The organism is Pseudomonas mohnii (assembly GCF_900105115.1).
Lineage (GTDB): Bacteria > Pseudomonadota > Gammaproteobacteria > Pseudomonadales > Pseudomonadaceae > Aquipseudomonas > Aquipseudomonas mohnii.
In genome coordinates this window covers 3,958,673-3,983,051 of sequence record NZ_FNRV01000001.1, presented here as the reverse complement: position 1 = coordinate 3,983,051, position 24,379 = coordinate 3,958,673, and the positions used below count along the sequence as shown (strand labels likewise).

Genomic DNA, 24,379 nt, shown 5'->3' with positions numbered 1-24,379 from the left:
AAAACCGCCCAATCAAGGGCGGTTCTGCTTCTCATTTAGACTTCGTTAAGCTGTACGTCGAGCAGCTTCGCGATTGCTTCTCCATACGCCGGATCGGCCTTGTAGAAATGCTGCAATTGACGATCAACCACATCACTGGATACACCTCCCATCGCACCGGCGATGTTACCGACCAACAATGCTTTCTGCTGATCGCTCATCAAGCGAAACAGCGCACCGGCATGACTGTAGTAATCGGTATCTTTGCGGTGATCGTAGCGATCGGCCGAACCGCTTAACGCTAGCGCAGGCTCAGCGTAACGAGGTGCTTGTTTAGGCGATTCGACATAACTGTTCGGTTCGTAGTTGGGTGCTGCACCGCCATTGGTGCCAAACGCCATCGATCCATCGCGCTGATAGCTGTTAACCGGGCTACGTGGAGCGTTAACCGGCAATTGTTGGTGATTGGTGCCGACACGGTAGCGGTGAGCATCGGCATAAGCGAAAACGCGCCCCTGTAGCATCCGGTCTGGCGACAGGCCAACCCCCGGTACCATATTGCTTGGGCCGAATGCCGCTTGCTCGACTTCCGCGAAATAGTTGAGCGGGTTGCGATTGAGCTCCAACTCGCCGACTTCAATCAGCGGAAACTCTTTCTGCGACCAAGTCTTGGTCACGTCGAACGGGTTCTCATAATGCGCGGCAGCTTGTGCCTCGGTCATGATCTGGATACACACACGCCATTTCGGGAAGTCGCCACGCTCGATGGCGCTGAACAGATCACGCTGAGCGTAATCCGGATCAGTACCCGCGAGGCGCGCAGCTTCTGCCGGCGCCAGGTTCTTGATCCCTTGTCGAGTCTTGTAGTGCCACTTGACCCAGTGGCGCTCGCCACTGGCATTGATCAAGCTGTACGTGTGACTGCCGAAGCCGTGCATATGACGATAGCCGTCAGGAATGCCTCGATCGGAAAACAGGATCGTGACCTGGTGCAGCGCTTCAGGAGAGTGGGACCAGAAGTCCCACATCGCCTGCGCGCTTTTGAGATTGCTTTGCGGCAGCCGCTTTTGCGTATGGATAAAGTCCGGGAATTTGAGCGGATCGCGGATGAAGAACACTGGTGTGTTGTTGCCAACAATGTCCCAGTTTCCTTCCTCGGTGTAGAACTTCAACGCGAAACCGCGTGGATCGCGCTCGGTGTCCGCCGAACCGCGCTCACCGCCAACGGTGGAAAACCGCAAAAAGGTCGGCGTTTGTTTACCCACTGTTTCAAACAGCTTGGCGCTGGTGAACTGAGTAATGTCGCGAGTCACGGTAAACGTACCGTACGCACCCGAACCTTTGGCGTGCACACGTCGTTCAGGGATGTTTTCTCGGTTGAAGTGGGCGAGTTTCTCGATCAGGTGAAAATCGTCGAGCAGCAGCGGGCCCCGCGGGCCGGCTGAACGGGAATTCTGATTATCGGCGACAGGAGCGCCACTGGCGGTAGTCAGTGTTTTATTTTGGCTCATGCGAACTCTTCCTTTTTCAGTCTTGAACTGCCGGGTAATCGGCTTGGCGGGAAGTATTGATCATCATCATGACAGCCACAAATTCATTAACTTGTGGACATCGATAGAAAATTACTAATGATCAACCCACACTTATAGTGCCGACCGGAAAGGATTGAAGCTTGTACGCAGAGCGCATTTCTTACAGGCACAAAAAACCGGGCACTGGGCCCGGTTCCTTGTTTCAGACTGACGTCTTACTCAGCGGATACAGCTTCACCGCCGACAGCACGATCAACCAACTCGACGTACGCCATAGGCGCGTTGTCGCCAGCGCGGAAACCGCACTTGAGGATGCGCAGGTAGCCACCCTCACGGGTAGCGTAACGCTTGCCCAGGTCGTTGAAGAGCTTACCAACGATAGCTTTCGAACGAGTACGGTCGAAAGCCAGACGGCGGTTAGCCAGGCTGTCTGTCTTGGCCAGAGTGATCAGCGGCTCAGCAACGCGACGCAGTTCTTTGGCTTTTGGCAGAGTAGTTTTGATCAGCTCGTGCTCGAACAGCGACACCGCCATGTTCTGGAACATGGCCTTGCGGTGCGAGCTGGTGCGGCTGAGGTGACGACCACTTTTACGATGACGCATGGTTCATTCCTTACCAAACACTACGTTCGGTGATTACGACGATCAGGCAGTCGCCTTGTCGTCCTTCTTAAGACTTGCAGGCGGCCAGTTGTCGAGGCGCATGCCGAGGGACAGACCGCGGGAGGCCAGAACGTCCTTGATTTCAGTCAAGGATTTCTTGCCCAGGTTCGGAGTCTTCAACAGCTCTACTTCGGTACGCTGAATCAGGTCACCGATGTAGTAGATGTTTTCCGCCTTAAGGCAGTTAGCCGAACGTACAGTCAGTTCCAGATCGTCAACCGGGCGAAGCAGGATCGGATCGATCTCGTCTTCTTGCTCGATTACCACTGGTTCGCTGTCACCTTTGAGGTCGACGAACGCAGCCAACTGCTGTTGCAGGATGGTTGCAGCGCGGCGGATAGCCTCTTCAGGATCCAGAGTACCGTTGGTTTCCAGATCAATAACCAGCTTGTCCAGGTTAGTACGCTGTTCGACACGGGCGTTTTCCACCACGTATGCGATACGGCGAACCGGGCTGAACGAAGAGTCAAGCTGCAAGCGACCAATGCTGCGGCTTTCGTCTTCATCGCTCTGACGCGAGTCTGCCGGTTCATAACCACGACCACGAGCTACGACGAGCTTCATGTTCAGGGCGCCGTTAGACGCCAGGTTAGCGATTACGTGATCGGGGTTAACGATCTCGACATCATGATCCAGCTGAATATCGGCAGCGGTAACCACCCCCGAACCCTTCTTCGACAAGGTCAGCGTAACTTCGTCACGGCCGTGCAGCTTGATAGCCAGACCTTTAAGGTTCAACAGGATTTCAATTACGTCTTCCTGTACACCTTCGATGGCGCTGTACTCGTGGAGCACACCGTCAATCTCGGCCTCGACTACTGCACAGCCGGGCATTGAGGACAACAGGATGCGGCGCAGCGCGTTGCCCAGGGTGTGGCCAAAGCCACGCTCGAGAGGCTCGAGAGTGATCTTGGCGCGGGTTGGACTGACAACCTGCACATCAATGTGGCGGGGTGTCAGGAACTCATTTACCGAAATCTGCATGGATGCACCTATTTTCTAGCCCTTACTTGGAGTAGAGCTCGACAATCAGGCTTTCGTTGATGTCGGCGGACAGATCACTGCGAGCTGGAACGTTCTTGAAAACGCCCGACTTCTTCTCAGTGTCTACTTCTACCCATTCTACGCGGCCACGTTGGGCACACAGATCGAGAGCTTGGACAATGCGAAGTTGATTTTTTGCTTTCTCGCGAACAGCGACCACGTCACCAGCACGAACCTGGTAGGACGGTACGTTAACGGTCTGACCGTTTACGCTGATCGACTTGTGCGATACCAGTTGGCGGGATTCGGCACGAGTCGAACCAAAGCCCATACGGTATACAACGTTGTCCAGACGGCATTCGAGCAGTTGCAACAGGTTTTCGCCAGTTGCGCCTTTCTTGCCAGCAGCTTCTTTGTAGTAGCCGCTGAATTGACGCTCGAGAACGCCGTAGATACGACGGACCTTCTGCTTTTCACGCAGTTGGGTGCCGTAATCGGACTGGCGACCGCGGCGCTGACCGTGGATACCAGGTGCTGCTTCAATGTTGCACTTCGATTCGATCGCGCGCACGCCGCTCTTCAGGAAGAGATCGGTGCCTTCGCGACGAGCGAGTTTGCATTTTGGACCAATGTAACGAGCCATTCTTTACAATCTCCTGGATTACACGCGGCGCTTCTTCGGCGGACGGCACCCGTTGTGCGGGATTGGCGTCACGTCGGTGATGCTGGCGATCTTGTAGCCACAGCCGTTCAAAGCGCGGACTGCGGATTCACGACCTGGACCTGGACCTTTGACGTTTACGTCGAGGTTTTTCAGGCCGTATTCCAGCGCAGCTTGACCAGCACGTTCAGCAGCTACTTGAGCAGCAAACGGGGTGGACTTGCGGGAACCGCGGAAACCCGAACCACCGGAGGTAGCCCAGGAAAGAGCGTTACCTTGACGGTCGGTAATGGTCACGATGGTGTTGTTAAAAGATGCATGGATGTGGGCGATGCCATCAACCACTGTCTTTTTAACTTTTTTACGAGGACGAGCAGCAGGTTTTGCCATGATTAATTTCCTGTCGATTCGCTGGGGCGATTACTTGCGGATCGGCTTACGCGGACCTTTACGGGTACGCGCGTTGGTCTTGGTACGCTGACCGCGTACTGGAAGACCACGACGATGACGCAGACCGCGATAGCAACCGAGGTCCATCAAGCGCTTGATTTTCATGTTGATTTCGCGACGCAGGTCACCTTCAGTGGTGAACTTCGCCACTTCGCCACGCAGCTGTTCAATTTGCTCGTCGCTCAGATCCTTGATCTTTGCTGCTGGGTTTACCCCAGTATCTGCACAAATTTTCTGTGCAGTAGTGCGACCAACACCATAGATGTAGGTCAGCGAGATAACAGTATGCTTGTTATCTGGAATGTTAACGCCTGCAATACGGGCCATTCAGTGGGACTCCAATTGACAGCTACCTACGCCCCGGAAGCCAAGAAATAGGGCGCGAGATAATATCGCTGTAATAACAAATAATCAACCCGGCAGCGCACTAGCTGCCGGGCTTGAAGCACAATCACACTCAGCCTTGGCGCTGTTTGTGACGCGGTTCCGCGCTGCAAATTACTCGAACAACACCTTCGCGGCGAATAATCTTGCAGTTACGGCACAGCTTTTTCACCGATGCACGAACTTTCATCACCAACTCCTCGAACCTTATGGGTACTCAGCGCAACATGCCGCTGCCGTAACCCTTCAGGTTGGCTTTCTTCATCAGGGATTCGTACTGGTGCGAAACGAGGTGCGATTGTACTTGGGACATGAAGTCCATCACAACCACGACCACGATCAGCAACGAGGTCCCGCCAAGGTAGAACGGAACGTTGGCTGCAACCACCAGGAACTGGGGCAACAGGCAGACGGCCGTCATGTAAAGAGCACCGAACATGGTCAAGCGAGTCAGAACGCCATCAATGTAGCGCGCAGACTGCTCACCTGGACGGATGCCCGGAATAAAGGCACCGGACTTCTTCAGGTTTTCCGCTACGTCTTTCGGATTGAACATCAACGCCGTATAGAAGAAGCAGAAGAAAATAATCCCTGCACTAAACAGCAGAATATTCAACGGCTGACCAGGAGCGATCGACTGCGAGATGTCCTGCAACCAGCCCATACCTTCAGACTGACCGAACCAGGCACCCAACGAAGCCGGGAACAGCAATATGCTGCTCGCGAAAATAGCCGGAATAACACCGGCCATGTTCACCTTCAGCGGCAAGTGGCTGGTCTGCGCAGCAAAGACCTTGCGACCCTGCTGACGCTTGGCGTAGTGAACAGCAATACGACGCTGGCCACGCTCAATGAACACCACGAAACCGATAATCGCTACTGCCAGCAAACCGATGGCAACCAGGGCGAAGATGTTGATATCACCCTGACGTGCAGACTCGAAAGACTGCCCGATCGCTCTCGGAAGACCGGCGACGATACCCGAAAAAATCAACATCGAGATACCGTTGCCAACACCACGCTCAGTAATCTGCTCACCCAGCCACATCATGAACATCGCACCAGCCACAAAAGTGGATACCGCGACGAAATGGAAGCCAAAGTCACCAGTGAACGCTACGCCCTGCCCCGCCAGACCAATGGACATGCCAATGGCTTGAACGAGAGCGAGGACGACAGTGCCGTAGCGGGTGTACTGGCTGATCTTGCGACGGCCAGCTTCACCTTCCTTCTTCAACTGCTCCAGCTGCGGGCTGACGGCGGTCATCAGCTGCATGATGATCGATGCCGAAATGTACGGCATGATCCCCAGTGCAAAGATGCTCATCCGCTCCAGCGCGCCGCCGGAAAACATGTTGAACAAGCTAAGAATGGTCCCCTCATTCTGTCGAAACAGGTCCGCGAGTCGGTCCGGGTTGATACCTGGAACCGGGATGTGTGCGCCTATTCGGTAGACGATAATCGCCAAGAACAGAAAACGCAGACGAGCCCAGAGTTCAGACATACCGCCTTTGCCGAGCGCAGAGAGAGCACCTTGCTTAGCCATTTATTCCTCGAACTTGCCGCCAGCTGCTTCGATAGCCGCACGCGCACCTTTGGTGGCGCCGATTCCCTTGCCGATAGTGACAGCGCGAGTCACTTCACCGGACAGCATGATTTTCACACGCTGTACGTTGACGTTGATCACGTTGGCATCTTTCAGGGACTGCACGGTGACGATGTCGCCTTCCACTTTAGCCAGCTCGGACAGACGCACTTCTGCGCGATCCATAGCTTTCAGGGAAACGAAACCGAACTTCGGCAGGCGACGATGCAGCGGCTGTTGACCGCCTTCAAAGCCTGGAGCAATGGTGCCACCGGAGCGGGAAGTCTGACCTTTGTGGCCACGGCCACCAGTCTTACCCAAACCACTACCGATACCACGGCCCGGACGATGCTTTTCGCGACGGGAACCCGGCGCTGGACTCAGATCATTGAGTTTCATCGATTAACCCTCGACACGCAGCATGTAGTAAGCCTTGTTGATCATCCCGCGATTCTCGGGAGTATCCTGGACTTCTACAGTGTGACCGATGCGACGCAGACCCAGACCCTTAACGCACAGTTTGTGGTTAGGGATGCGGCCGGTCATGCTTTTGATCAGCGTAACTTTAACGGTAGCCATGATCAGAAGATCTCCTTGACGCTTTTGCCACGCTTGGCGGCAATGGATTCAGGAGACTGCATAGCCTTCAAACCTTTGAAAGTGGCGTGAACCACGTTTACCGGGTTAGTCGAGCCGTAGCACTTGGCCAGAACGTTCTGAACGCCAGCAACTTCGAGAACGGCACGCATAGCGCCGCCAGCGATGATACCGGTACCTTCAGAAGCAGGCTGCATGTACACCTTCGAAGCGCCGTGAGCGGACTTCATTGCGTACTGCAGAGTGGTGCCGTTCAGATCAACCTGGATCATGTTGCGGCGAGCAGCTTCCATTGCCTTCTGGATCGCAGCAGGCACTTCACGCGACTTGCCACGGCCGAAGCCAACGCGCCCTTTACCATCACCAACCACGGTCAACGCGGTGAAAGTGAAGATACGGCCGCCTTTAACGGTTTTGGCTACGCGGTTAACTTGAACCAGCTTCTCAATGTAGCCTTCGTCGCGCTTTTGGTCGTTATTTGACATAACTTAGAACTCCAGCCCAGCTTCACGAGCAGCATCAGCCAACGCTTTAACGCGGCCATGGTACTTGAAGCCAGAGCGGTCGAAAGCCACCTGCGAGACGCCAGCGGCCTTAGCACGCGTAGCGACCAGCTGGCCAACCTTAGTGGCCGCGTCGATGTTGCCAGTGGCGCCATCACGCAGTTCTTTATCCAAAGTCGAGGCGCTCGCCAGGACTTTGTTGCCGTCGGCCGAAATGACCTGGGCGTAAATGTGCTGCGAAGAGCGGAACACGCAGAGACGCACGACTTCGAGTTCGTGCATTTTCAGGCGTGCTTTGCGAGCGCGACGCAGTCGAGTAACTTTTTTGTCGGTCATTTGCTATGCCCTACTTCTTCTTGGCTTCTTTACGACGGACGACTTCGTCCGCGTAGCGCACACCTTTGCCTTTGTACGGCTCTGGTGGACGGAAGTCGCGGATCTCGGCGGCCACTTGACCTACCAGCTGCTTGTCGATGCCCTTGATCAGGATATCGGTCTGGCTAGGAGTCTCAGCGGTGATGCCTTCCGGCAGTTCGTAATCCACTGGATGCGAGAAGCCAAGAGCCAGGTTCAGCACTGTGCCTTTTGCTTGCGCTTTGTAACCAACACCGACCAGCTGGAGCTTGCGCTCGAAGCCTTGGCTTACGCCTTGGACCATGTTGTTTACCAACGCACGAGTGGTACCAGCCATTGCGCGAGTTTGTTGATCGCCATTGCGAGCAGCGAAACGCAGCTCACCAGCTTCTTCAACAATCTCAACGGACGAATGGATGTTCAGTTCGAGAGTGCCCTTGGCACCCTTCACCGAAAGCTGTTGGCCTGCGAATTTTACTTCGACACCGGCTGGCAGCTTAACGGGGTTCTTAGCGACGCGAGACATGCTTATCCCCCCTTAGAACACAGTGCAAAGAACTTCGCCGCCGACACCGGCAGCGCGCGCAGCACGATCAGTCATCACACCCTTGTTGGTGGAGACGATAGACACACCGAGACCGCCACGAACTTTTGGCAGATCATCGACGGACTTGTACTGACGCAGGCCTGGACGGCTAACGCGCTTCACTTCTTCGATAACCGGACGGCCTTCGAAGTATTTCAGCTCGATGGACAGCAGTGGCTTTGTTTCGCTGCTGATCTGATAACCCGCAATGTAACCTTCGTCCTTCAGGACTTTGGCAACAGCTACCTTCAACGTGGAAGATGGCATGCTTACGACGGACTTTTCAGCCATCTGGGCATTACGGATACGAGTTAGCATGTCCGCTAACGGGTCCTGCATACTCATGGGCTAGACGCTCCTAATACAAAAAAATTAGCCTTGCGGCTATTACGTGTCGCCGAGAATCTCCGAGCATAGAAAACACGGGCTCAGGCGAGCCGGGTATTCTAGACACACCCCAGAAATGAATCAAGCCCCAAAAGGGGCTTGATTCAGATTCAAGGCCACCGGTGGTCAGGATCTTGCGATTCCGACCACCGAGACTTTGACAGTACTTACCAGCTAGCTTTAACCAGACCTGGTACGTCACCACGCATTGCCGCTTCACGCAGTTTGTTACGGCCGAGGCCGAACTTGCGGTAAACGCCGTGTGGACGACCGGTCAGGCGGCAGCGGTTACGCATGCGCGAAGCGCTTGCGTCACGTGGCTGCTTCTGCAGGGCTACTGTAGCTTCCCAACGCGCTTCTGGACTTGCGTTCAGATCAACGATGATAGCTTTCAGTGCTGCACGCTTCTTGGCGTACTTGGCAACCGTGAGCTGACGCTTCAGCTCGCGGTTTTTCATGCTCATCTTGGCCATGGTCCTACTCCAATCAGTTGCGGAACGGGAATTTGAACGCACGCAGCAGAGCGCGGCCTTCATCATCGTTCTTGGCAGTGGTGGTCAGGGTGATGTCCAGACCGCGGAGAGCATCGATCTTGTCGTAGTCGATTTCCGGGAAGATGATCTGCTCTTTCACGCCCATGCTGTAGTTGCCACGACCATCGAAGGACTTGGCATTCAGGCCGCGGAAGTCGCGAACCCGAGGCAGGGAGATCGACAGCAGACGATCCAGGAACTCGTACATACGCTCACGGCGCAGGGTCACTTTGACGCCGATCGGCCAACCTTCACGGACTTTAAAGCCAGCGATGGATTTGCGAGCGTAGGTCACAACGACTTTCTGGCCGGTGATCTTTTCCAGGTCAGCAACAGCGTGCTCGATGACTTTTTTGTCGCCGATCGCTTCGCCCAGACCCATGTTCAGGGTGATTTTGGTAACGCGCGGAACTTCCATCACGTTCGAAAGCTTAAGTTCTTCCTTAAGTTTCGGAGCGATTTCCTTCCGGTAAATCTCTTTTAGTCGTGCCATGGTCTTCTACCTAGCAGTGTTCAAGCATCAACCGCTTTTTGGGTCGACTTGAAGACACGAATTTTCTTACCGTCTTCTACTTTGAAACCAACGCGGTCAGCCTTGTTGGTTTCGCCGTTGAAGATGGCGACGTTGGAAGCGTGCAGTGGCGCTTCTTTCTCGACGATACCGCCCTGTACGCCCGACATCGGGTTAGGCTTGGTATGACGCTTGACCAGGTTCAGACCACCAACAACCAGACGGTTGTCAGCAAGAACCTTCAGCACCTTACCGCGCTTACCTTTGTCTTTGCCGGCGATCACGATGATCTCGTCGTCACGACGAATCTTTTGCATGTCGGATCTCCTTACAGCACTTCTGGGGCGAGCGAGACGATCTTCATGAACTTCTCAGTACGAAGTTCACGGGTCACTGGCCCAAAGATACGGGTGCCGATTGGCTCTTGCTTGTTGTTCAGAAGAACAGCAGCGTTGCCATCAAAGCGGATAATGGAGCCATCAGCACGACGTACGCCGTGACGAGTGCGGACTACAACAGCAGTCATCACTTGGCCTTTTTTCACCTTACCGCGAGGAATTGCTTCCTTCACGGTAACTTTGATGATGTCACCGATACCAGCGTAACGACGATGGGAGCCACCCAGCACCTTGATGCACATAACGCGGCGAGCGCCGCTGTTATCGGCCACATCGAGCATGGATTGAGTCTGAATCATATAATTTCTCCGACCCCTAGTCCTTAGACTTCCACAGCGCGTTCGAGAACATCAACCAGCGCCCAAGACTTGGTCTTGGCCAAAGGACGAGTTTCACGAATAGTGACTTTGTCGCCGATGTGGCACTGATTGGTTTCGTCGTGCGCGTGCAGCTTAGTCGAACGCTTAACGTATTTACCGTAGATCGGGTGCTTTACGCGACGCTCGATCAGAACGGTGATGGTTTTGTCCATCTTGTCGCTGACAACACGGCCAGTCAGCGTACGGACAGTTTTTTCGGCTTCAGCCATGATTACTTACCTGCCTGCTGGTTGAGCACAGTCTTCACGCGAGCGATGTCACGCTTAACTTGCGAGAGCAGATGAGACTGCCCCAACTGGCCAGTTGCTTTCTGCATACGCAGATTGAACTGGTCGCGCAGCAAGCCGAGCAGTTGCTCGTTCAGCTGCTGTGCGGATTTTTCACGAAGTTCATTCGCTTTCATCACATCACCGTCCGTTTAACAAAGGCGGTGGCGAGCGGCAGCTTTGCAGCAGCCAGGGCAAAAGCCTCACGCGCCAGCTCTTCAGTTACACCCTCGATTTCATACAGGACTTTGCCTGGCTGAATCTGGGCTACCCAGTATTCGACGTTACCCTTACCTTTACCCATCCGAACCTCGAGAGGTTTTTTGGAGATCGGCTTGTCCGGGAATACACGGATCCAGATCTTGCCGCCACGTTTTACGTGACGGGTCAGAGCACGACGCGCTGACTCGATCTGACGAGCGGTGAGACGACCACGAGCAACAGACTTCAGCGCGAACTCGCCGAAGCTGACTTTGCTACCGCGCAATGCCAGGCCACGGTTGTGACCAGTCATTTGCTTGCGGAACTTCGTACGCTTTGGTTGCAACATTTGGCGTACCCCTTACTTAGCAGCTTTTTTACGAGGCGCTGGTGCTTGTGGTTTCAGTTCTTCTTGGCGACCACCAATTACTTCGCCTTTGAAGATCCAAACCTTTACACCGATCACACCGTAGGTGGTGTGAGCTTCGTAGTTGGCATAGTCGATGTCGGCACGCAGGGTGTGCAGTGGCACACGACCTTCGCGATACCATTCAGTACGTGCGATTTCAGCACCGCCGAGACGACCGCTCACTTGGATTTTGATGCCTTTGGCACCAATGCGCATTGCGTTCTGTACAGCGCGCTTCATAGCGCGACGGAACATAACGCGACGCTCCAGCTGCTGAGCTACGCTCTGCGCAACCAGCATACCGTCGAGCTCCGGCTTGCGGATCTCTTCGATATTGATGTGCACAGGCACACCCATTTGCTTGGTCAGGTCCTGACGCAGTTTCTCAACATCTTCACCTTTCTTCCCGATAACGATACCTGGGCGAGCGGTGTGAATGGTGATACGTGCAGTTTGGGCCGGACGATGGATATCGATACGGCTTACGGACGCGCTTTTTAGTTTGTCTTGGAGATACTCACGCACCTTCAGATCAGCGAACAAGTAGTCCGCATAAGTCCGACCGTCTGCGTACCAGACGGAGGTGTGCTCCTTGACGATTCCCAGGCGAATGCCAATGGGATGTACTTTCTGACCCATCTCTTCGACTCCGTTACTTGTCAGCAACCTTGACAGTGATATGGCAAGACCGCTTGACGATGCGATCAGCACGGCCTTTGGCACGCGGCATGATGCGCTTCAGCGAACGCCCTTCGTTAACGAAAACGGTGCTGACTTTCAGGTCATCAACGTCTGCGCCTTCGTTATGCTCGGCGTTGGCTACGGCCGACTCCAGCACTTTCTTCATGATCTCGGCGGCTTTCTTACTGCTGAAAGCCAACAGGTTGAGCGCTTCGCCCACCTTCTTCCCGCGGATCTGGTCGGCGACCAAGCGGGCTTTCTGGGCGGAGATTCGAGCGCCCGACAACTTAGCGGCTACTTCCATTTCCTAACCCCTTAACGCTTGGCTTTCTTGTCTGCCACGTGCCCACGATAAGTGCGGGTACCGGCGAACTCGCCCAGTTTGTGGCCGACCATGTCTTCGTTAACGAGAACTGGGACGTGTTGACGACCGTTGTGTACTGCGATGGTCAGACCGACCATTTGTGGCAGGATCATCGAGCGACGCGACCAGGTTTTAACTGGTTTGCGATCGTTCTTTTCCGCCGCCACTTCGATCTTCTTCAGTAGGTGAAGATCGATAAAAGGACCTTTTTTCAGAGAACGTGGCACTGTCGTATCCCTCTATTTACTTGCGACGACGGACGATCATTTTGTCGGTACGCTTATTACCACGAGTCTTCGCGCCCTTAGTCGGGAAGCCCCATGGCGATACCGGATGACGACCACCAGAGGTACGACCTTCACCACCACCATGTGGGTGGTCAACCGGGTTCATGGCAACACCACGAACGGTTGGGCGAACGCCACGCCAGCGTTTGGCACCAGCTTTACCCAGCGAACGCAGGCTGTGCTCGGAGTTCGAGACTTCACCCAGGGTCGCGCGGCATTCAGCCAGCACTTTACGCATCTCACCAGAACGCAGACGCAGGGTCACGTAGACACCTTCACGAGCGATCAGCTGAGCCGAAGCACCAGCGGAACGAGCGATCTGTGCGCCTTTACCTGGCTTCAATTCGATGCCGTGTACGGTGCTACCAACTGGAATGTTACGCAGTTGCAGAGCGTTGCCCGGCTTGATCGGTGCCAGAGCACCTGCGATCAGCTGGTCGCCAGCACTCACGCCCTTAGGGGCGATGATGTAGCGACGCTCGCCATCTGCGTACAGCAGCAGAGCGATGTGAGCAGTACGGTTTGGATCGTATTCGATACGCTCGACAGTGGCAGCGATGCCATCTTTGTCGTTGCGACGGAAGTCGACCAGACGATAATGCTGCTTATGACCACCACCGATGTGACGAGTGGTAATACGGCCATTGTTGTTACGACCACCAGACTTCGACTTCTTCTCGAGCAGCGGTGCGTGAGGAGCGCCTTTATGCAGCTCCTGGTTGACCACCTTGACCACAAAACGGCGGCCAGGGGAAGTCGGTTTGCATTTAACGATTGCCATGATGCACCCCTTCCTTACTCAGCACTGCTGCTGAAATCGAGATCTTGGCCTGGCTGAAGGGAGATAACTGCCTTCTTCCAGTCATTACGCTTGCCCAGACCGCGAGCAGTGCGCTTGCTCTTACCCAGAACATTCAGGGTAGTAACACGCTCTACTTTCACGCTGAACAGGCTTTCGACGGCCTTCTTGATTTCCAGCTTGGTTGCATCAGTAGCAACCTTGAAAACGAACTGGCCTTTCTTGTCTGCCAGAACCGTAGCCTTCTCGGAAACGTGCGGGCCAAGCAGAACTTTAAATACGCGTTCCTGGTTCATCCCAGCAGCTCCTCGAATTTCTTCACGGCCGACACGGTGATCAACACCTTGTCGTATGCGATCAGACTAACTGGATCGGAACCTTGCACGTCACGTACATCTACGTGTGGCAGGTTACGAGCAGCCAGGTACAGGTTCTGATCAACAGCGTCCGACACGATCAAAACATCGGTCAGGCTCATGTTGTTCAGCTTGCCCAGCAGGTCTTTGGTTTTCGGCGTTTCAACAGCGAAATCCTGAACCACGACCAGACGATCAGTACGCACCAGCTCAGCAAGGATGGAACGCATTGCTGCGCGATACATCTTCTTGTTCAGCTTCTGGGAGTGATCCTGAGGACGAGCTGCGAAAGTGGTACCGCCGCCACGCCAGATTGGGCTACGGATAGTACCGGCACGAGCACGGCCAGTACCTTTCTGACGCCATGGGCGCTTACCGCCACCAGAAACGTCGGAACGGGTCTTTTGCTGCTTGCTACCTTGACGGCCGCCAGCCATGTAGGCCACGACTGCTTGGTGAACCAGCGTCTCGTTGAATTCGCCGCCAAATGTCAGTTCGGAAACTTCGATCGCTTGAGCGTCATTTACATTTAATTGCATGTCAGCTTCCCCTTAACCGCGAGCCTTGGCTGCTGGACGTACAACCAAGTTGCCGCCAGTAGCGCCAGGAACAGCGCCCTTGACCAACAACAGATTGCGTTCAGCGTCCACGCGCACTACTTCGAGGGACTGCACGGTCACGCGCTCAGCGCCCATATGACCGGACATTTTTTTGCCCTTGAATACACGACCAGGAGTCTGGCACTGGCCGATAGAGCCTGGAACGCGGTGGGATACGGAGTTACCGTGGGTGTTATCTTGCCCGCGGAAGTTCCAACGCTTGATCGTACCCTGGAAGCCTTTACCCTTGGACTGACCGGTTACATCAACCAGTTGACCAGCGGCGAAGATTTCAGCGTTGATCAGATCGCCGGCCTGGTACTCGCCTTCTTCAAGACGGAATTCCATTACGGTACGACCAGCGGCAACGTTCGCTTTAGCGAAGTGGCCAGCCTGAGCTGCTGTTACACGCGAAGCACGACGCTCGCCGACAGTGACTTGCACTGCACGATAGCCATCGGTCTCTTCAGTTTTGAACTGGGTGACGCGATTCGGTTCGATCTCAATGACCGTGACCGGAATGGAGACACCTTCTTCGGTGAAAATACGGGTCATACCGCATTTACGACCGACTACACCAATAGTCATGTTGTAAACCTCATGAGTGTACGGGGCTTTCACCCGCTATGGCCGCCCATTTCAGAGCGTTACACGACTAAGACCGAGTCTTAGCCGAGGCTGATCTGCACTTCCACACCGGCCGCAAGATCAAGCTTCATAAGTGCATCAACGGTTTTATCCGTTGGCTGGACGATGTCCAGAACGCGCTTATGAGTACGGATCTCGTACTGGTCACGCGCGTCTTTGTTGACGTGCGGGGAGACCAGAACGGTGAACCGCTCTTTACGGGTAGGCAGTGGAATTGGACCACGCACTTGAGCACCAGTACGTTTCGCGGTTTCCACGATTTCCTGGGTGGATTGGTCGATCAGGCGATGGTCGAAAGCCTTCAACCTGATACGGATTTGCTGATTTTGCATTGGATTTCAGACTCCGGCTGCTATTCCCACCGGGCGCAATACGCCCGTTAAAAGGAGGCGCAATTCTATAGACGCCCCCGATAGGTGTCAACCCAATAAAAAAAGCCCCCGCTGAGCGGGGGCCTTTTCAAAGCATCAAAGCTAACTCAAAAAGAGCTTACTCGATGATTTTAGCTACAACGCCAGCACCAACGGTACGGCCGCCTTCACGGATAGCGAAGCGCAGACCGTCTTCCATCGCGATGGTTTTGATCAGGGTAACAGTCATTTGAATGTTATCGCCTGGCATTACCATTTCAACGCCTTCTGGCAGCTCGCAGTTACCGGTCACGTCAGTAGTACGGAAGTAGAACTGTGGACGGTAGCCTTTGAAGAACGGAGTGTGACGACCGCCTTCTTCCTTGCTCAGAACGTAAACTTCTGCAGTGAACTTGGTGTGCGGCTTAACCGAACCTGGCTTAACCAGAACCTGGCCACGCTCAACGTCGTCACGCTTGGTACCACGCAGCAGAACGCCGCAGTTCTCGCCAGCACGACCTTCGTCGAGCAGTTTGCGGAACATTTCAACACCGGTGCAGGTGGTGGTGGTGGTGTCACGCAGACCAACGATTTCCAGTGCATCTTGAACGCGAACGATACCGCGCTCGATACGACCAGTCACAACAGTACCACGACCCGAGATCGAGAATACGTCTTCGATTGGCATCAGGAATGGCTTGTCGATAGCACGCTCTGGCTCTGGGATGTAGCTGTCCAGAGTTTCAACCAGCTTCTTGACAGCAGTGGTGCCCATCTCGTTTTCATCGTTACCTTCCAGCGCCATACGCGCGGAACCGATGATGATTGGAGTGTCGTCACCTGGGAAGTCGTAAGTGCTCAGCAGATCGCGCACTTCCATCTCAACCAGTTCCAGCAGCTCTGCGTCGTCTACCAGGTCAGCCTTGTTCAGGAAAACCACGATGTACGGAACGCCTACCTGACGGGACAGCAGGATGTGCTCACGGGTTTGTGGCATCGGACCATCAGCGGCCGAGCAAACCAGGATAGCGCCGTCCATCTGGGCAGCACCGGTGATCATGTTCTTCACGTAGTCAGCGTGACCTGGGCAGTCAACGTGAGCGTAGTGACGAATGCTCGAGTTGTACTCAACGTGCGCGGTGTTGATGGTGATACCGCGAGCTTTCTCTTCTGGTGCGCTGTCGATCTTGTCGAAGTCAACACGAGCCGAACCGAAAACTTCGGAGCAGACGCGAGTCAGAGCAGCGGTCAGAGTGGTTTTACCGTGGTCAACGTGACCGATAGTGCCAACGTTGACGTGCGGTAGGGAACGATCAAATTTTTCTTTAGCCACGACAATTAACTCCTTGCCTAAAGGACTGAATCAGCCTTGTTTTTTGGTAACGGTTTCGACGATGTGCGACGGAGCCGTATTGTATTTTTTGAATTCCATAGAGTAGCTTGCGCGACCCTGGGACATCGAACGAACGTCGGTCGCATAACCGAACATCTCGCCCAACGGAACTTCAGCACGGATAACCTTACCGGAAACCGTATCTTCCATACCCAGAATCATGCCGCGACGACGGTTAAGGTCGCCCATCACGTCACCCATATAGTCTTCAGGCGTAACAACCTCTACCGCCATGATCGGCTCGAGCAACTCACCACCGCCCTTCTGGGCCAGTTGCTTGGTCGCCATGGAAGCAGCCACCTTAAACGCCATCTCGTTCGAGTCGACGTCGTGGTAAGAACCATCAAACACGGTAGCCTTCAGGCCGATCAGCGGATAGCCGGCAACAACACCGTTCTTCATCTGCTCTTCGATACCCTTCTGGATAGCCGGGATGTATTCCTTAGGAACCACACCACCCACTACTTCGTTCAGGAATTGCAGACCTTCCTGACCTTCGTCAGCAGGTGCAAAACGGATCCAGCAATGACCGAACTGGCCACGACCGCCGGACTGACGAACGAACTTGCCTTCGATTTCACAGCTCTTCGTGATGCGCTCACGATAGGAAACCTGAGGCTTACCGATGTTGGCTTCGACGTTGAACTCACGGCGCATCCGGTCAACCAGGATGTCCAGGTGCAGCTCGCCCATGCCAGAGATGATCGTTTGACCAGTCTCTTCATCAGTTTTGACGCGGAAAGACGGGTCTTCCTGAGCAAGCTTGCCCAGAGCGATACCCATTTTTTCCTGGTCATCCTTGGTCTTAGGCTCAACGGCAACCGAAATAACCGGCTCCGGGAAGTCCATACGAACCAGGATGATTGGCTTGTCAGCGTTGCAGAGGGTTTCACCGGTGGTGACATCCTTCATGCCGATCAGGGCCGCGATGTCGCCAGCGCGTACTTCCTTGATCTCTTCACGGGCGTTTGCGTGCATTTGCACCATACGACCCACGCGCTCTTTCTTGCCTTTAACCGAGTTGATCACGCCGTCGCCGGAGGCCAACACGCCCGAGTAAACGCGGACGAAGGTCAAGGTACCCACGAATGGGTCGGTAGCGATCTTGAACGCCAGAGCCGAGAACGGCTCGTTGTCGTCTGCATGACGCTCCATTTGCTTTTCCTCATCATCCGGGTCAGTACCCTTGATGGCAGGAATGTCGGTTGGAGCCGGCAGGTAGTCGATAACGGCGTCGAGAACCAGGGGAACACCCTTGTTCTTGAAGGAAGAACCGCAAACAGCCAGGACGATTTCGCCAGCGATAGTACGCTGACGCAGAGCGGCCTTGATTTCCTCGATGGTGAGCTCTTCGCCCTCGAGGTACTTGTTCATCAGCTCTTCGCTGGCTTCGGCCGCAGCCTCAACCATGTTACTACGCCACTCTTCAGCCAGCTGCTGCAGTTCAGCAGGGATAGCTTCGCGACGTGGAGTCATGCCCTTGTCAGCATCGTTCCAGTAAACCGCTTCCATGGTCATCAGATCGATCTGACCCTGGAAGTTGTCTTCGGAACCGATAGCCAACTGGATCGGCACCGGAGTGTGACCCAGACGCTGCTTGATCTGAGCGATCACGCGCAGGAAGTTCGCACCGGCACGGTCCATCTTGTTCACGTAAACGATACGTGGAACACCGTACTTGTTGGCTTGACGCCATACGGTTTCGGACTGAGGCTCAACGCCGGACGTACCGCAGAACACAACGACCGCGCCGTCGAGTACACGCAGGGAACGCTCAACTTCAATGGTGAAGTCTACGTGACCCGGGGTGTCAATGACGTTGAAGCGGTATTGGTCTTTGTGCTGCTTAGCAGAACCCTGCCAGAAGGCGGTAATAGCAGCAGAAGTAATGGTAATACCACGCTCCTGCTCCTGAACCATCCAGTCTGTGGTCGCGGCGCCGTCATGCACCTCGCCCATCTTGTGACTTTTGCCAGTGTAAAAAAGGACGCGCTCGGTGGTGGTGGTTTTACCAGCATCCACGTGAGCAACGATACCAATGTTACGGTAGCGATTAATCGGTGTAGTACGAGCCATAAAGCCCTCGCAAAATTAGTGACGCTAAAATTAGAAGCGGTAGTGCGAGAAAGCTTTGTTAGCTTCAGCCATACGGTGCACGTCTTCACGCTTCTTAACTGCAGCACCTTTACCTTCGGCGGCGTCCAACAGTTCGCCAGCCAAACGCAGAGCCATAGACTTCTCGCCGCGCTTACGGGCGAAGTCTACCAACCAGCGCATTGCCAGAGCGTTACGACGGGACGGACGAACTTCAACCGGAACCTGGTAAGTAGCACCGCCTACACGGCGCGACTTTACTTCGACCAGCGGAGCGATGGCGTCGAGAGCTTTCTCGAAGATTTCCAGGGGGTCGCTGTTCTTGCGTTCTTTAACCTTTTCCAGCGCGCCATAAACGATACGCTCGGCAACGGCTTTCTTGCCGCTTTCCATCACGTGGTTCATGAACTTGGCCAGGATCTGGCTTCCGTATTTTGGATCGTCAAGCACTTCGCGCTTGGCTGCTACGCGTCTTCTTGGCATGGATAAGCCCTCAAACGGTCTTCAGGTTCGCTCGGAATCGGTGCCCTTGCGGGACGCCTCCGACCTTACTCTTATCGACTCAGAAAAATAGATGATTCAGTTTACAAAAAGCCGCTACTACTTAGGCTTCTTGGTACCGTACTTCGAACGACCCTGGTTACGACCTTTAACGCCGGAAGTATCCAAAGAACCGCGTACGGTGTGGTAACGAACACCTGGCAAGTCTTTTACACGACCGCCGCGGATCAGTACCACGCTGTGCTCTTGCAGGTTGTGGCCTTCACCGCCGATGTACGAGGAAACCTCGAAACCGTTGGTCAGACGCACACGGCATACTTTACGCAGTGCCGAGTTAGGTTTTTTCGGCGTAGTGGTGTACACACGGGTGCACACGCCACGACGTTGCGGGCAGTTCTGCAGCGCAGGCACGTCGGATTTCTCGACGATACGCTTACGCGGCTGACGTACCAGCTGGTTGATAGTTGCCATCTACTAGCTCCACTGTTGTCTTGCGACGCTATTGTCTTGCAAGAAAAGCAAAATGGCAGGAACGAGTTCCCGCCAAATTTAGGGGTACAAGAGTCTAAAGAGGATCTTGCCCCCAGTCAAGGCAAGGCCCCGACCTCCCCACTCATCCAACCTCGACAAATTGTCTTGATTCGATGAACGGAGTGACCAGGGCCTTACGCTCATTTACCGCAGAACTCAGTTACCGCTCGAGTTCAGCGCTTCGGTCAGTGCAGCTTCCACTTCACTGGCGCTCACGCGCAACGGTTTGTCTGCATCACGGCGACGCTTGCGCTCGCTGTGATAAGCCAGACCGGTACCAGCCGGGATCAGACGACCCACGACCACGTTTTCTTTCAGGCCGCGCAGGTAATCGCGCTTGCCGGTTACCGCCGCTTCGGTCAGTACGCGAGTGGTTTCCTGGAAGGAAGCCGCCGAGATGAACGATTCGGTGGACAACGACGCCTTGGTGATACCCAGCAGAACGCGAGTGAACTTGGAGACAAACTTGTCTTCCGCGCTCAGGCGCTCGTTCTCTACCAGTACGTGAGTCAGTTCCATCTGGTCGCCCTTGATGAAACTGGAATCGCCGGATTCAGCGATCTCAACTTTACGCAGCATCTGACGCAGGATGGTCTCGATGTGCTTGTCGTTGATCTTCACGCCTTGCAGACGGTAAACGTCCTGGATCTCGTTAACGATGTACTTGGCGAGCGCACTTACACCCAACAGACGCAGGATGTCGTGTGGATCGCTCGGGCCGTCGGAGATAACTTCGCCGCGGTTCACTTGTTCGCCCTCGAAGACGTTCAGGTGACGCCACTTCGGAATCAGCTCTTCATACGGATCGCTACCGTCGTTCGGGGTGATAACCAGACGGCGCTTGCCTTTGGTCTCTTTACCGAACGCGATGGTGCCGCTGACTTCAGCCAGAATCGACGCTTCTTTCGGACGACGAGCTTCGAACAAGTCGGCAACACGCGGCAGACCACCGGTGATGTCACGGGTTTTCGAAGTTTCTTGCGGAATACGAGCGATAACATCACCGATCGCAATCTTCGCACCATCCGCCACACCGACCAGGGCGTTGGCTGGCAGGAAGTACTGAGCAATAACGTCAGTACCTGGCAGCAACAGATCCTTGCCGTTGTCGTCGACCATCTTCACGGCGGGACGGATGTCCTTACCGGCAGCTGGACGGTCTTTGGCGTCGAGCACTTCAATGTTGGTCATACCGGTCAATTCGTCAGTCTGACGCTTGATCGTGATGCCTTCTTCCATGCCCACGTAGGTCACGGTACCTTTCATCTCGGTGACGATTGGGTGAGTGTGCGGATCCCACTTGGCCACGATTGCGCCAGCGTCGACCTTGTCACCTTCTTTAACCGAAATCACGGCACCGTACGGCAGCTTGTAACGCTCGCGCTCACGACCGAAGTCATCAGCGATAGCCAGCTCGCCAGAACGGGACACGGCAACCAGGTGGCCATCCACTCGCTCAACGTGTTTCAGGTTGTGCAGACGGACGGTACCGCCATTCTTCACCTGAACGCTGTCGGCTGCGGAGGTCCGGCTTGCCGCACCACCGATGTGGAACGTACGCATCGTCAGCTGGGTACCCGGCTCACCGATGGACTGGGCAGCGATAACGCCGACCGCTTCACCGATGTTCACCTGGTGACCACGAGCCAGGTCACGGCCGTAGCACTTGGCGCAAATGCCATAGCGGGTTTCGCAGCTGATCGGCGAACGCACGATCACTTCGTCGATGCTGTTCAGCTCGATGAACTCGACCCACTTCTCGTCTACCAGAGTGCCGGCAGGAACGATGACGTCCTCGGTACCCGGCTTGAATACGTCACGGGCGATAACACGACCCAATACGCGTTCACCCAACGGCTCTACAACGTCACCGCCTTCAATGTGCGGAGTCATTACCAGGCCGTGTTCGGTGCCGCAATCGATCTCGGTTACAACCAGATCTTGTGCTACGTCTACCAGACGACGAGTCAGGTAACCGGAGTTAGCTGTTTTCAACGCGGTATCCGCAAGACCCTTACGAGCACCGTGAGTGGAGATGAAGTACTGGAGTACGCTCAAACCTTCACGGAAGTTCGCAGTAATCGGCGTTTCGATGATGGAGCCGTCCGGCTTGGCCATCAGGCCACGCATACCGGCGAGCTGACGGATCTGCGCAGCAGAACCCCGTGCGCCCGAGTCGGCCATCATGTACATCGAGTTGAAGGATTCCTGGTCGACTTCGACACCATGACGGTCGATGACTTTCTCTTTCGAGAGGTTGGCCATCATCGCCTTGGAAACTTCGTCGTTCGCCTTGGACCAGAGGTCGATCACTTTGTTGTACTTCTCGCCCTGGGTTACCAGGCCGGAGGCGTACTGACTTTCGATCTCTTTCACTTCGTCGGTGGCTGCACCGATGATGCGGGCTTTTTCATCCGGGATAACGAAGTCGTTAACACCGATGGAAACGCCGGAAATGGTCGAATAGGCAAAACCGGTGTACATCAACTGGTCAGCGAAGATCACGGTCTCTTTCAGACCAACCACGCGGTAGCACTGGTTGATCAGCTTGGAGATCGCCTTTTTCTTCATCGGCAGGTTGACGACGTCGTACGACAGACCTTTTGGCACAACCTGGAACAACAGCGCACGGCCGACAGTGGTGTCGACGATACGGGTGTTGGTCACGCTGCCGCCATCACGGTCGTTGACGGTTTCGTTGATCCGCACTTTGACCTTGGCGTGCAGAGCGGCTTCGCCGGCACGGAACACACGGTCAACTTCCTGCAGATCCGCGAACACACGACCTTCGCCCTTGGCGTTGATCGCTTCACGAGTCATGTAGTACAGACCCAATACAACGTCCTGCGACGGAACGATGATTGGCTCACCGTTGGCTGGCGACAGAATGTTGTTGGTCGACATCATCAACGCACGCGCTTCCAACTGGGCTTCCAGTGTCAGCGGTACGTGCACGGCCATTTGGTCGCCGTCGAAGTCGGCGTTGTACGCGGCGCAGACCAGAGGGTGCAGCTGGATAGCCTTACCTTCGATCAGTACCGGTTCAAACGCCTGGATACCCAGACGGTGAAGGGTCGGTGCACGGTTGAGAAGCACTGGGTGTTCGCGAATCACTTCAGCGAGAACGTCCCAAACCTCTGGCAGCTCGCGCTCGACCATCTTCTTGGCAGCTTTGATGGTAGTCGCGAGACCACGCATTTCCAGCTTGCCGAAAATGAACGGCTTGAACAGCTCGAGAGCCATCTTCTTCGGCAGACCGCACTGGTGCAGACGCAGGGTCGGGCCTACGGTAATTACCGAACGACCCGAGTAGTCAACACGCTTACCGAGCAAGTTCTGACGGAAACGACCCTGCTTACCCTTGATCATGTCAGCCAGGGATTTCAGAGGACGCTTGTTGGAACCAGTAATGGCGCGACCACGACGACCGTTGTCGAGCAATGCGTCGACAGCTTCCTGCAACATACGCTTTTCGTTGCGCACGATGATGTCCGGAGCGGACAGATCCAGCAGGCGCTTCAAACGGTTGTTACGGTTGATCACCCGACGATACAGATCGTTGAGGTCGGAAGTCGCGAAACGACCGCCATCCAGCGGGACCAGTGGACGCAGATCTGGCGGCAGAACCGGCAGAACGGTCAGCACCATCCACTCTGGCAGGTTGCCGGAACCCTGGAAGGCTTCCATCAACTTCAGACGCTTGGACAGCTTCTTGATCTTGGTTTCGGAGTTGGTTTGCGGAATCTCTTCACGCAGGCGACCAATCTCGTGCTCCAGGTCGATAGCGTGCAGCAGTTCACGGACAGCTTCGGCACCCATGCGGGCATCGAAATCGTCGCCGAACTCTTCCAGCGCTTCAAAGTACTGCTCGTCGTTGAGCAGCTGACCTTTTTCAAGGGTGGTCATGCCTGGATCGATAACGACGTAGCTCTCGAAGTAGAGAACGCGCTCGATATCACGCAGGGTCATGTCCATCAGCAAGCCGATACGGGACGGCAGCGACTTCAGGAACCAGATGTGGGCGACCGGCGAAGCCAGTTCGATGTGCGCCATGCGCTCACGACGAACTTTTGCCAGCGCGACTTCAACGCCGCACTTCTCGCAGATCACACCGCGGTGCTTCAAGCGCTTGTACTTACCGCACAGGCACTCGTAATCCTTTACCGGGCCAAAGATTTTGGCGCAGAACAGGCCGTCACGCTCAGGTTTGAACGTACGGTAGTTGATGGTTTCCGGTTTTTTAACTTCACCGAACGACCACGAACGGATCATCTCAGGTGATGCCAATCCGATACGGATGGCGTCGAACTCTTCGACTTGACCCTGGTTTTTCAGCAAATTCAGTAGGTCTTTCAAGGCCTTTCCTCCTGGCGGAGCAGAGAGCGGGCAATCCAGCCCCGCTCTCGATTCGCGT

At 55.0% G+C, this 24,379-nt stretch carries 34 protein-coding genes; all 34 read right to left on the bottom strand.

Annotated elements, in window-relative coordinates; genetic code table 11:
* Positions 1-35: 35 nt before the first annotated feature.
* The 34 genes from BLV61_RS18505 to rpoC all read right to left on the bottom strand — a co-directional run bounded on the left by BLV61_RS18505 (position 36) and on the right by rpoC (position 24,321).
* On the bottom strand, positions 36-1,490 hold the full coding sequence (locus tag BLV61_RS18505) for a catalase (RefSeq protein ID WP_090466806.1): 1,455 nt from the start codon (positions 1,488-1,490) through the stop codon (positions 36-38).
* A gap of 236 nt (positions 1,491-1,726) precedes the next feature.
* A complete protein-coding gene (rplQ, locus tag BLV61_RS18500; protein WP_007924175.1) occupies positions 1,727-2,113 on the bottom strand; it encodes a 50S ribosomal protein L17 in 387 nt (128 codons plus the stop codon).
* A gap of 42 nt (positions 2,114-2,155) precedes the next feature.
* Positions 2,156-3,157 (bottom strand): DNA-directed RNA polymerase subunit alpha, encoded by a 1,002-nt coding sequence (locus BLV61_RS18495; protein ID WP_007924176.1) that lies wholly within the window; start codon positions 3,155-3,157, stop codon positions 2,156-2,158.
* A gap of 22 nt (positions 3,158-3,179) precedes the next feature.
* Positions 3,180-3,800 (bottom strand): 30S ribosomal protein S4, encoded by a 621-nt coding sequence (gene rpsD, locus BLV61_RS18490; RefSeq protein WP_003176404.1) that lies wholly within the window; start codon positions 3,798-3,800, stop codon positions 3,180-3,182.
* Between the two features lie 18 nt (positions 3,801-3,818).
* Positions 3,819-4,208, bottom strand: coding sequence for a 30S ribosomal protein S11 (rpsK, locus tag BLV61_RS18485; protein ID WP_002555466.1), 390 nt, complete (start codon positions 4,206-4,208; stop codon positions 3,819-3,821).
* Between the two features lie 30 nt (positions 4,209-4,238).
* Entirely contained in the window at positions 4,239-4,595 is a 357-nt protein-coding gene (rpsM, locus tag BLV61_RS18480; protein ID WP_008374135.1) for a 30S ribosomal protein S13, read from the bottom strand.
* A 130-nt stretch (positions 4,596-4,725) separates the two neighbouring features.
* A complete protein-coding gene (rpmJ, locus tag BLV61_RS18475; RefSeq protein WP_002555468.1) occupies positions 4,726-4,842 on the bottom strand; it encodes a 50S ribosomal protein L36 in 117 nt (38 codons plus the stop codon).
* A gap of 27 nt (positions 4,843-4,869) precedes the next feature.
* Positions 4,870-6,198, bottom strand: a complete 1,329-nt coding sequence (gene secY / locus BLV61_RS18470) for a preprotein translocase subunit SecY (RefSeq protein WP_003228718.1) — start codon at positions 6,196-6,198, stop codon at positions 4,870-4,872.
* Complete coding sequence (gene rplO / locus BLV61_RS18465; RefSeq protein WP_003228720.1) at positions 6,199-6,636, bottom strand: 50S ribosomal protein L15; 438 nt, start codon at positions 6,634-6,636, stop codon at positions 6,199-6,201. It lies immediately after the preceding gene.
* A gap of 3 nt (positions 6,637-6,639) precedes the next feature.
* A complete protein-coding gene (rpmD, locus tag BLV61_RS18460) occupies positions 6,640-6,816 on the bottom strand; it encodes a 50S ribosomal protein L30 (protein WP_003176408.1) in 177 nt (58 codons plus the stop codon).
* A gap of 2 nt (positions 6,817-6,818) precedes the next feature.
* Complete coding sequence (gene rpsE, locus BLV61_RS18455; RefSeq protein ID WP_003186035.1) at positions 6,819-7,319, bottom strand: 30S ribosomal protein S5; 501 nt, start codon at positions 7,317-7,319, stop codon at positions 6,819-6,821.
* A 3-nt stretch (positions 7,320-7,322) separates the two neighbouring features.
* Positions 7,323-7,673 (bottom strand): 50S ribosomal protein L18, encoded by a 351-nt coding sequence (gene rplR / locus BLV61_RS18450; protein WP_003186037.1) that lies wholly within the window; start codon positions 7,671-7,673, stop codon positions 7,323-7,325.
* A gap of 10 nt (positions 7,674-7,683) precedes the next feature.
* Positions 7,684-8,217, bottom strand: coding sequence for a 50S ribosomal protein L6 (gene rplF / locus BLV61_RS18445; RefSeq protein WP_003176412.1), 534 nt, complete (start codon positions 8,215-8,217; stop codon positions 7,684-7,686).
* A gap of 12 nt (positions 8,218-8,229) precedes the next feature.
* Positions 8,230-8,622, bottom strand: coding sequence for a 30S ribosomal protein S8 (rpsH, locus tag BLV61_RS18440; RefSeq protein WP_008065722.1), 393 nt, complete (start codon positions 8,620-8,622; stop codon positions 8,230-8,232).
* A 209-nt stretch (positions 8,623-8,831) separates the two neighbouring features.
* Positions 8,832-9,137, bottom strand: a complete 306-nt coding sequence (gene rpsN / locus BLV61_RS18435; protein ID WP_003176414.1) for a 30S ribosomal protein S14 — start codon at positions 9,135-9,137, stop codon at positions 8,832-8,834.
* Between the two features lie 13 nt (positions 9,138-9,150).
* On the bottom strand, positions 9,151-9,690 hold the full coding sequence (gene rplE, locus BLV61_RS18430; protein ID WP_003210069.1) for a 50S ribosomal protein L5: 540 nt from the start codon (positions 9,688-9,690) through the stop codon (positions 9,151-9,153).
* 20 nt (positions 9,691-9,710) lie between these two features.
* Positions 9,711-10,025, bottom strand: coding sequence for a 50S ribosomal protein L24 (gene rplX, locus BLV61_RS18425; protein ID WP_003186046.1), 315 nt, complete (start codon positions 10,023-10,025; stop codon positions 9,711-9,713).
* Positions 10,026-10,036: 11 nt separating this feature from the next.
* Positions 10,037-10,405: a 50S ribosomal protein L14 gene (gene rplN, locus BLV61_RS18420; RefSeq protein WP_002555479.1), complete on the bottom strand. Its 369-nt coding sequence runs from the start codon at positions 10,403-10,405 to the stop codon at positions 10,037-10,039.
* 23 nt (positions 10,406-10,428) lie between these two features.
* Entirely contained in the window at positions 10,429-10,695 is a 267-nt protein-coding gene (gene rpsQ / locus BLV61_RS18415) for a 30S ribosomal protein S17 (protein ID WP_003176419.1), read from the bottom strand.
* Positions 10,696-10,697: 2 nt separating this feature from the next.
* Positions 10,698-10,889 carry a 50S ribosomal protein L29 gene (rpmC, locus tag BLV61_RS18410; RefSeq protein ID WP_002555481.1) on the bottom strand — a complete coding sequence of 64 codons (192 nt, stop codon included), beginning with the start codon at positions 10,887-10,889 and terminating at the stop codon, positions 10,698-10,700.
* Positions 10,889-11,302, bottom strand: coding sequence for a 50S ribosomal protein L16 (gene rplP, locus BLV61_RS18405; RefSeq protein ID WP_025215754.1), 414 nt, complete (start codon positions 11,300-11,302; stop codon positions 10,889-10,891). The genes rpmC and rplP overlap by 1 nt, the downstream gene beginning before the upstream one ends.
* A 12-nt stretch (positions 11,303-11,314) precedes the next feature.
* Positions 11,315-12,001 (bottom strand): 30S ribosomal protein S3, encoded by a 687-nt coding sequence (gene rpsC, locus BLV61_RS18400; protein ID WP_003176422.1) that lies wholly within the window; start codon positions 11,999-12,001, stop codon positions 11,315-11,317.
* Positions 12,002-12,014: 13 nt separating this feature from the next.
* Complete coding sequence (gene rplV, locus BLV61_RS18395) at positions 12,015-12,347, bottom strand: 50S ribosomal protein L22 (protein ID WP_003103908.1); 333 nt, start codon at positions 12,345-12,347, stop codon at positions 12,015-12,017.
* A gap of 11 nt (positions 12,348-12,358) precedes the next feature.
* Entirely contained in the window at positions 12,359-12,634 is a 276-nt protein-coding gene (gene rpsS, locus BLV61_RS18390; protein WP_002555486.1) for a 30S ribosomal protein S19, read from the bottom strand.
* Positions 12,635-12,650: 16 nt separating this feature from the next.
* Entirely contained in the window at positions 12,651-13,475 is an 825-nt protein-coding gene (gene rplB / locus BLV61_RS18385; protein ID WP_003186055.1) for a 50S ribosomal protein L2, read from the bottom strand.
* A 14-nt stretch (positions 13,476-13,489) separates the two neighbouring features.
* Positions 13,490-13,789, bottom strand: a complete 300-nt coding sequence (rplW, locus tag BLV61_RS18380; RefSeq protein WP_002555488.1) for a 50S ribosomal protein L23 — start codon at positions 13,787-13,789, stop codon at positions 13,490-13,492.
* Entirely contained in the window at positions 13,786-14,388 is a 603-nt protein-coding gene (rplD, locus tag BLV61_RS18375; RefSeq protein ID WP_007924200.1) for a 50S ribosomal protein L4, read from the bottom strand. The genes rplW and rplD overlap by 4 nt, the downstream gene beginning before the upstream one ends.
* A 12-nt stretch (positions 14,389-14,400) precedes the next feature.
* On the bottom strand, positions 14,401-15,036 hold the full coding sequence (gene rplC / locus BLV61_RS18370) for a 50S ribosomal protein L3 (RefSeq protein ID WP_003186059.1): 636 nt from the start codon (positions 15,034-15,036) through the stop codon (positions 14,401-14,403).
* Positions 15,037-15,116: 80 nt separating this feature from the next.
* Positions 15,117-15,428: a 30S ribosomal protein S10 gene (gene rpsJ, locus BLV61_RS18365; RefSeq protein WP_003186070.1), complete on the bottom strand. Its 312-nt coding sequence runs from the start codon at positions 15,426-15,428 to the stop codon at positions 15,117-15,119.
* 157 nt (positions 15,429-15,585) lie between these two features.
* Positions 15,586-16,779, bottom strand: coding sequence for an elongation factor Tu (tuf, locus tag BLV61_RS18360; RefSeq protein WP_047534034.1), 1,194 nt, complete (start codon positions 16,777-16,779; stop codon positions 15,586-15,588).
* Positions 16,780-16,809: 30 nt separating this feature from the next.
* Positions 16,810-18,915, bottom strand: a complete 2,106-nt coding sequence (fusA, locus tag BLV61_RS18355) for an elongation factor G (protein WP_090466804.1) — start codon at positions 18,913-18,915, stop codon at positions 16,810-16,812.
* Positions 18,916-18,945: 30 nt separating this feature from the next.
* Positions 18,946-19,416, bottom strand: coding sequence for a 30S ribosomal protein S7 (gene rpsG / locus BLV61_RS18350; protein WP_002555493.1), 471 nt, complete (start codon positions 19,414-19,416; stop codon positions 18,946-18,948).
* 117 nt (positions 19,417-19,533) lie between these two features.
* Positions 19,534-19,905, bottom strand: a complete 372-nt coding sequence (gene rpsL / locus BLV61_RS18345; protein WP_002555494.1) for a 30S ribosomal protein S12 — start codon at positions 19,903-19,905, stop codon at positions 19,534-19,536.
* A gap of 216 nt (positions 19,906-20,121) precedes the next feature.
* Complete coding sequence (rpoC, locus tag BLV61_RS18340; RefSeq protein ID WP_047534044.1) at positions 20,122-24,321, bottom strand: DNA-directed RNA polymerase subunit beta'; 4,200 nt, start codon at positions 24,319-24,321, stop codon at positions 20,122-20,124.
* Positions 24,322-24,379 lie beyond the last annotated feature (58 nt).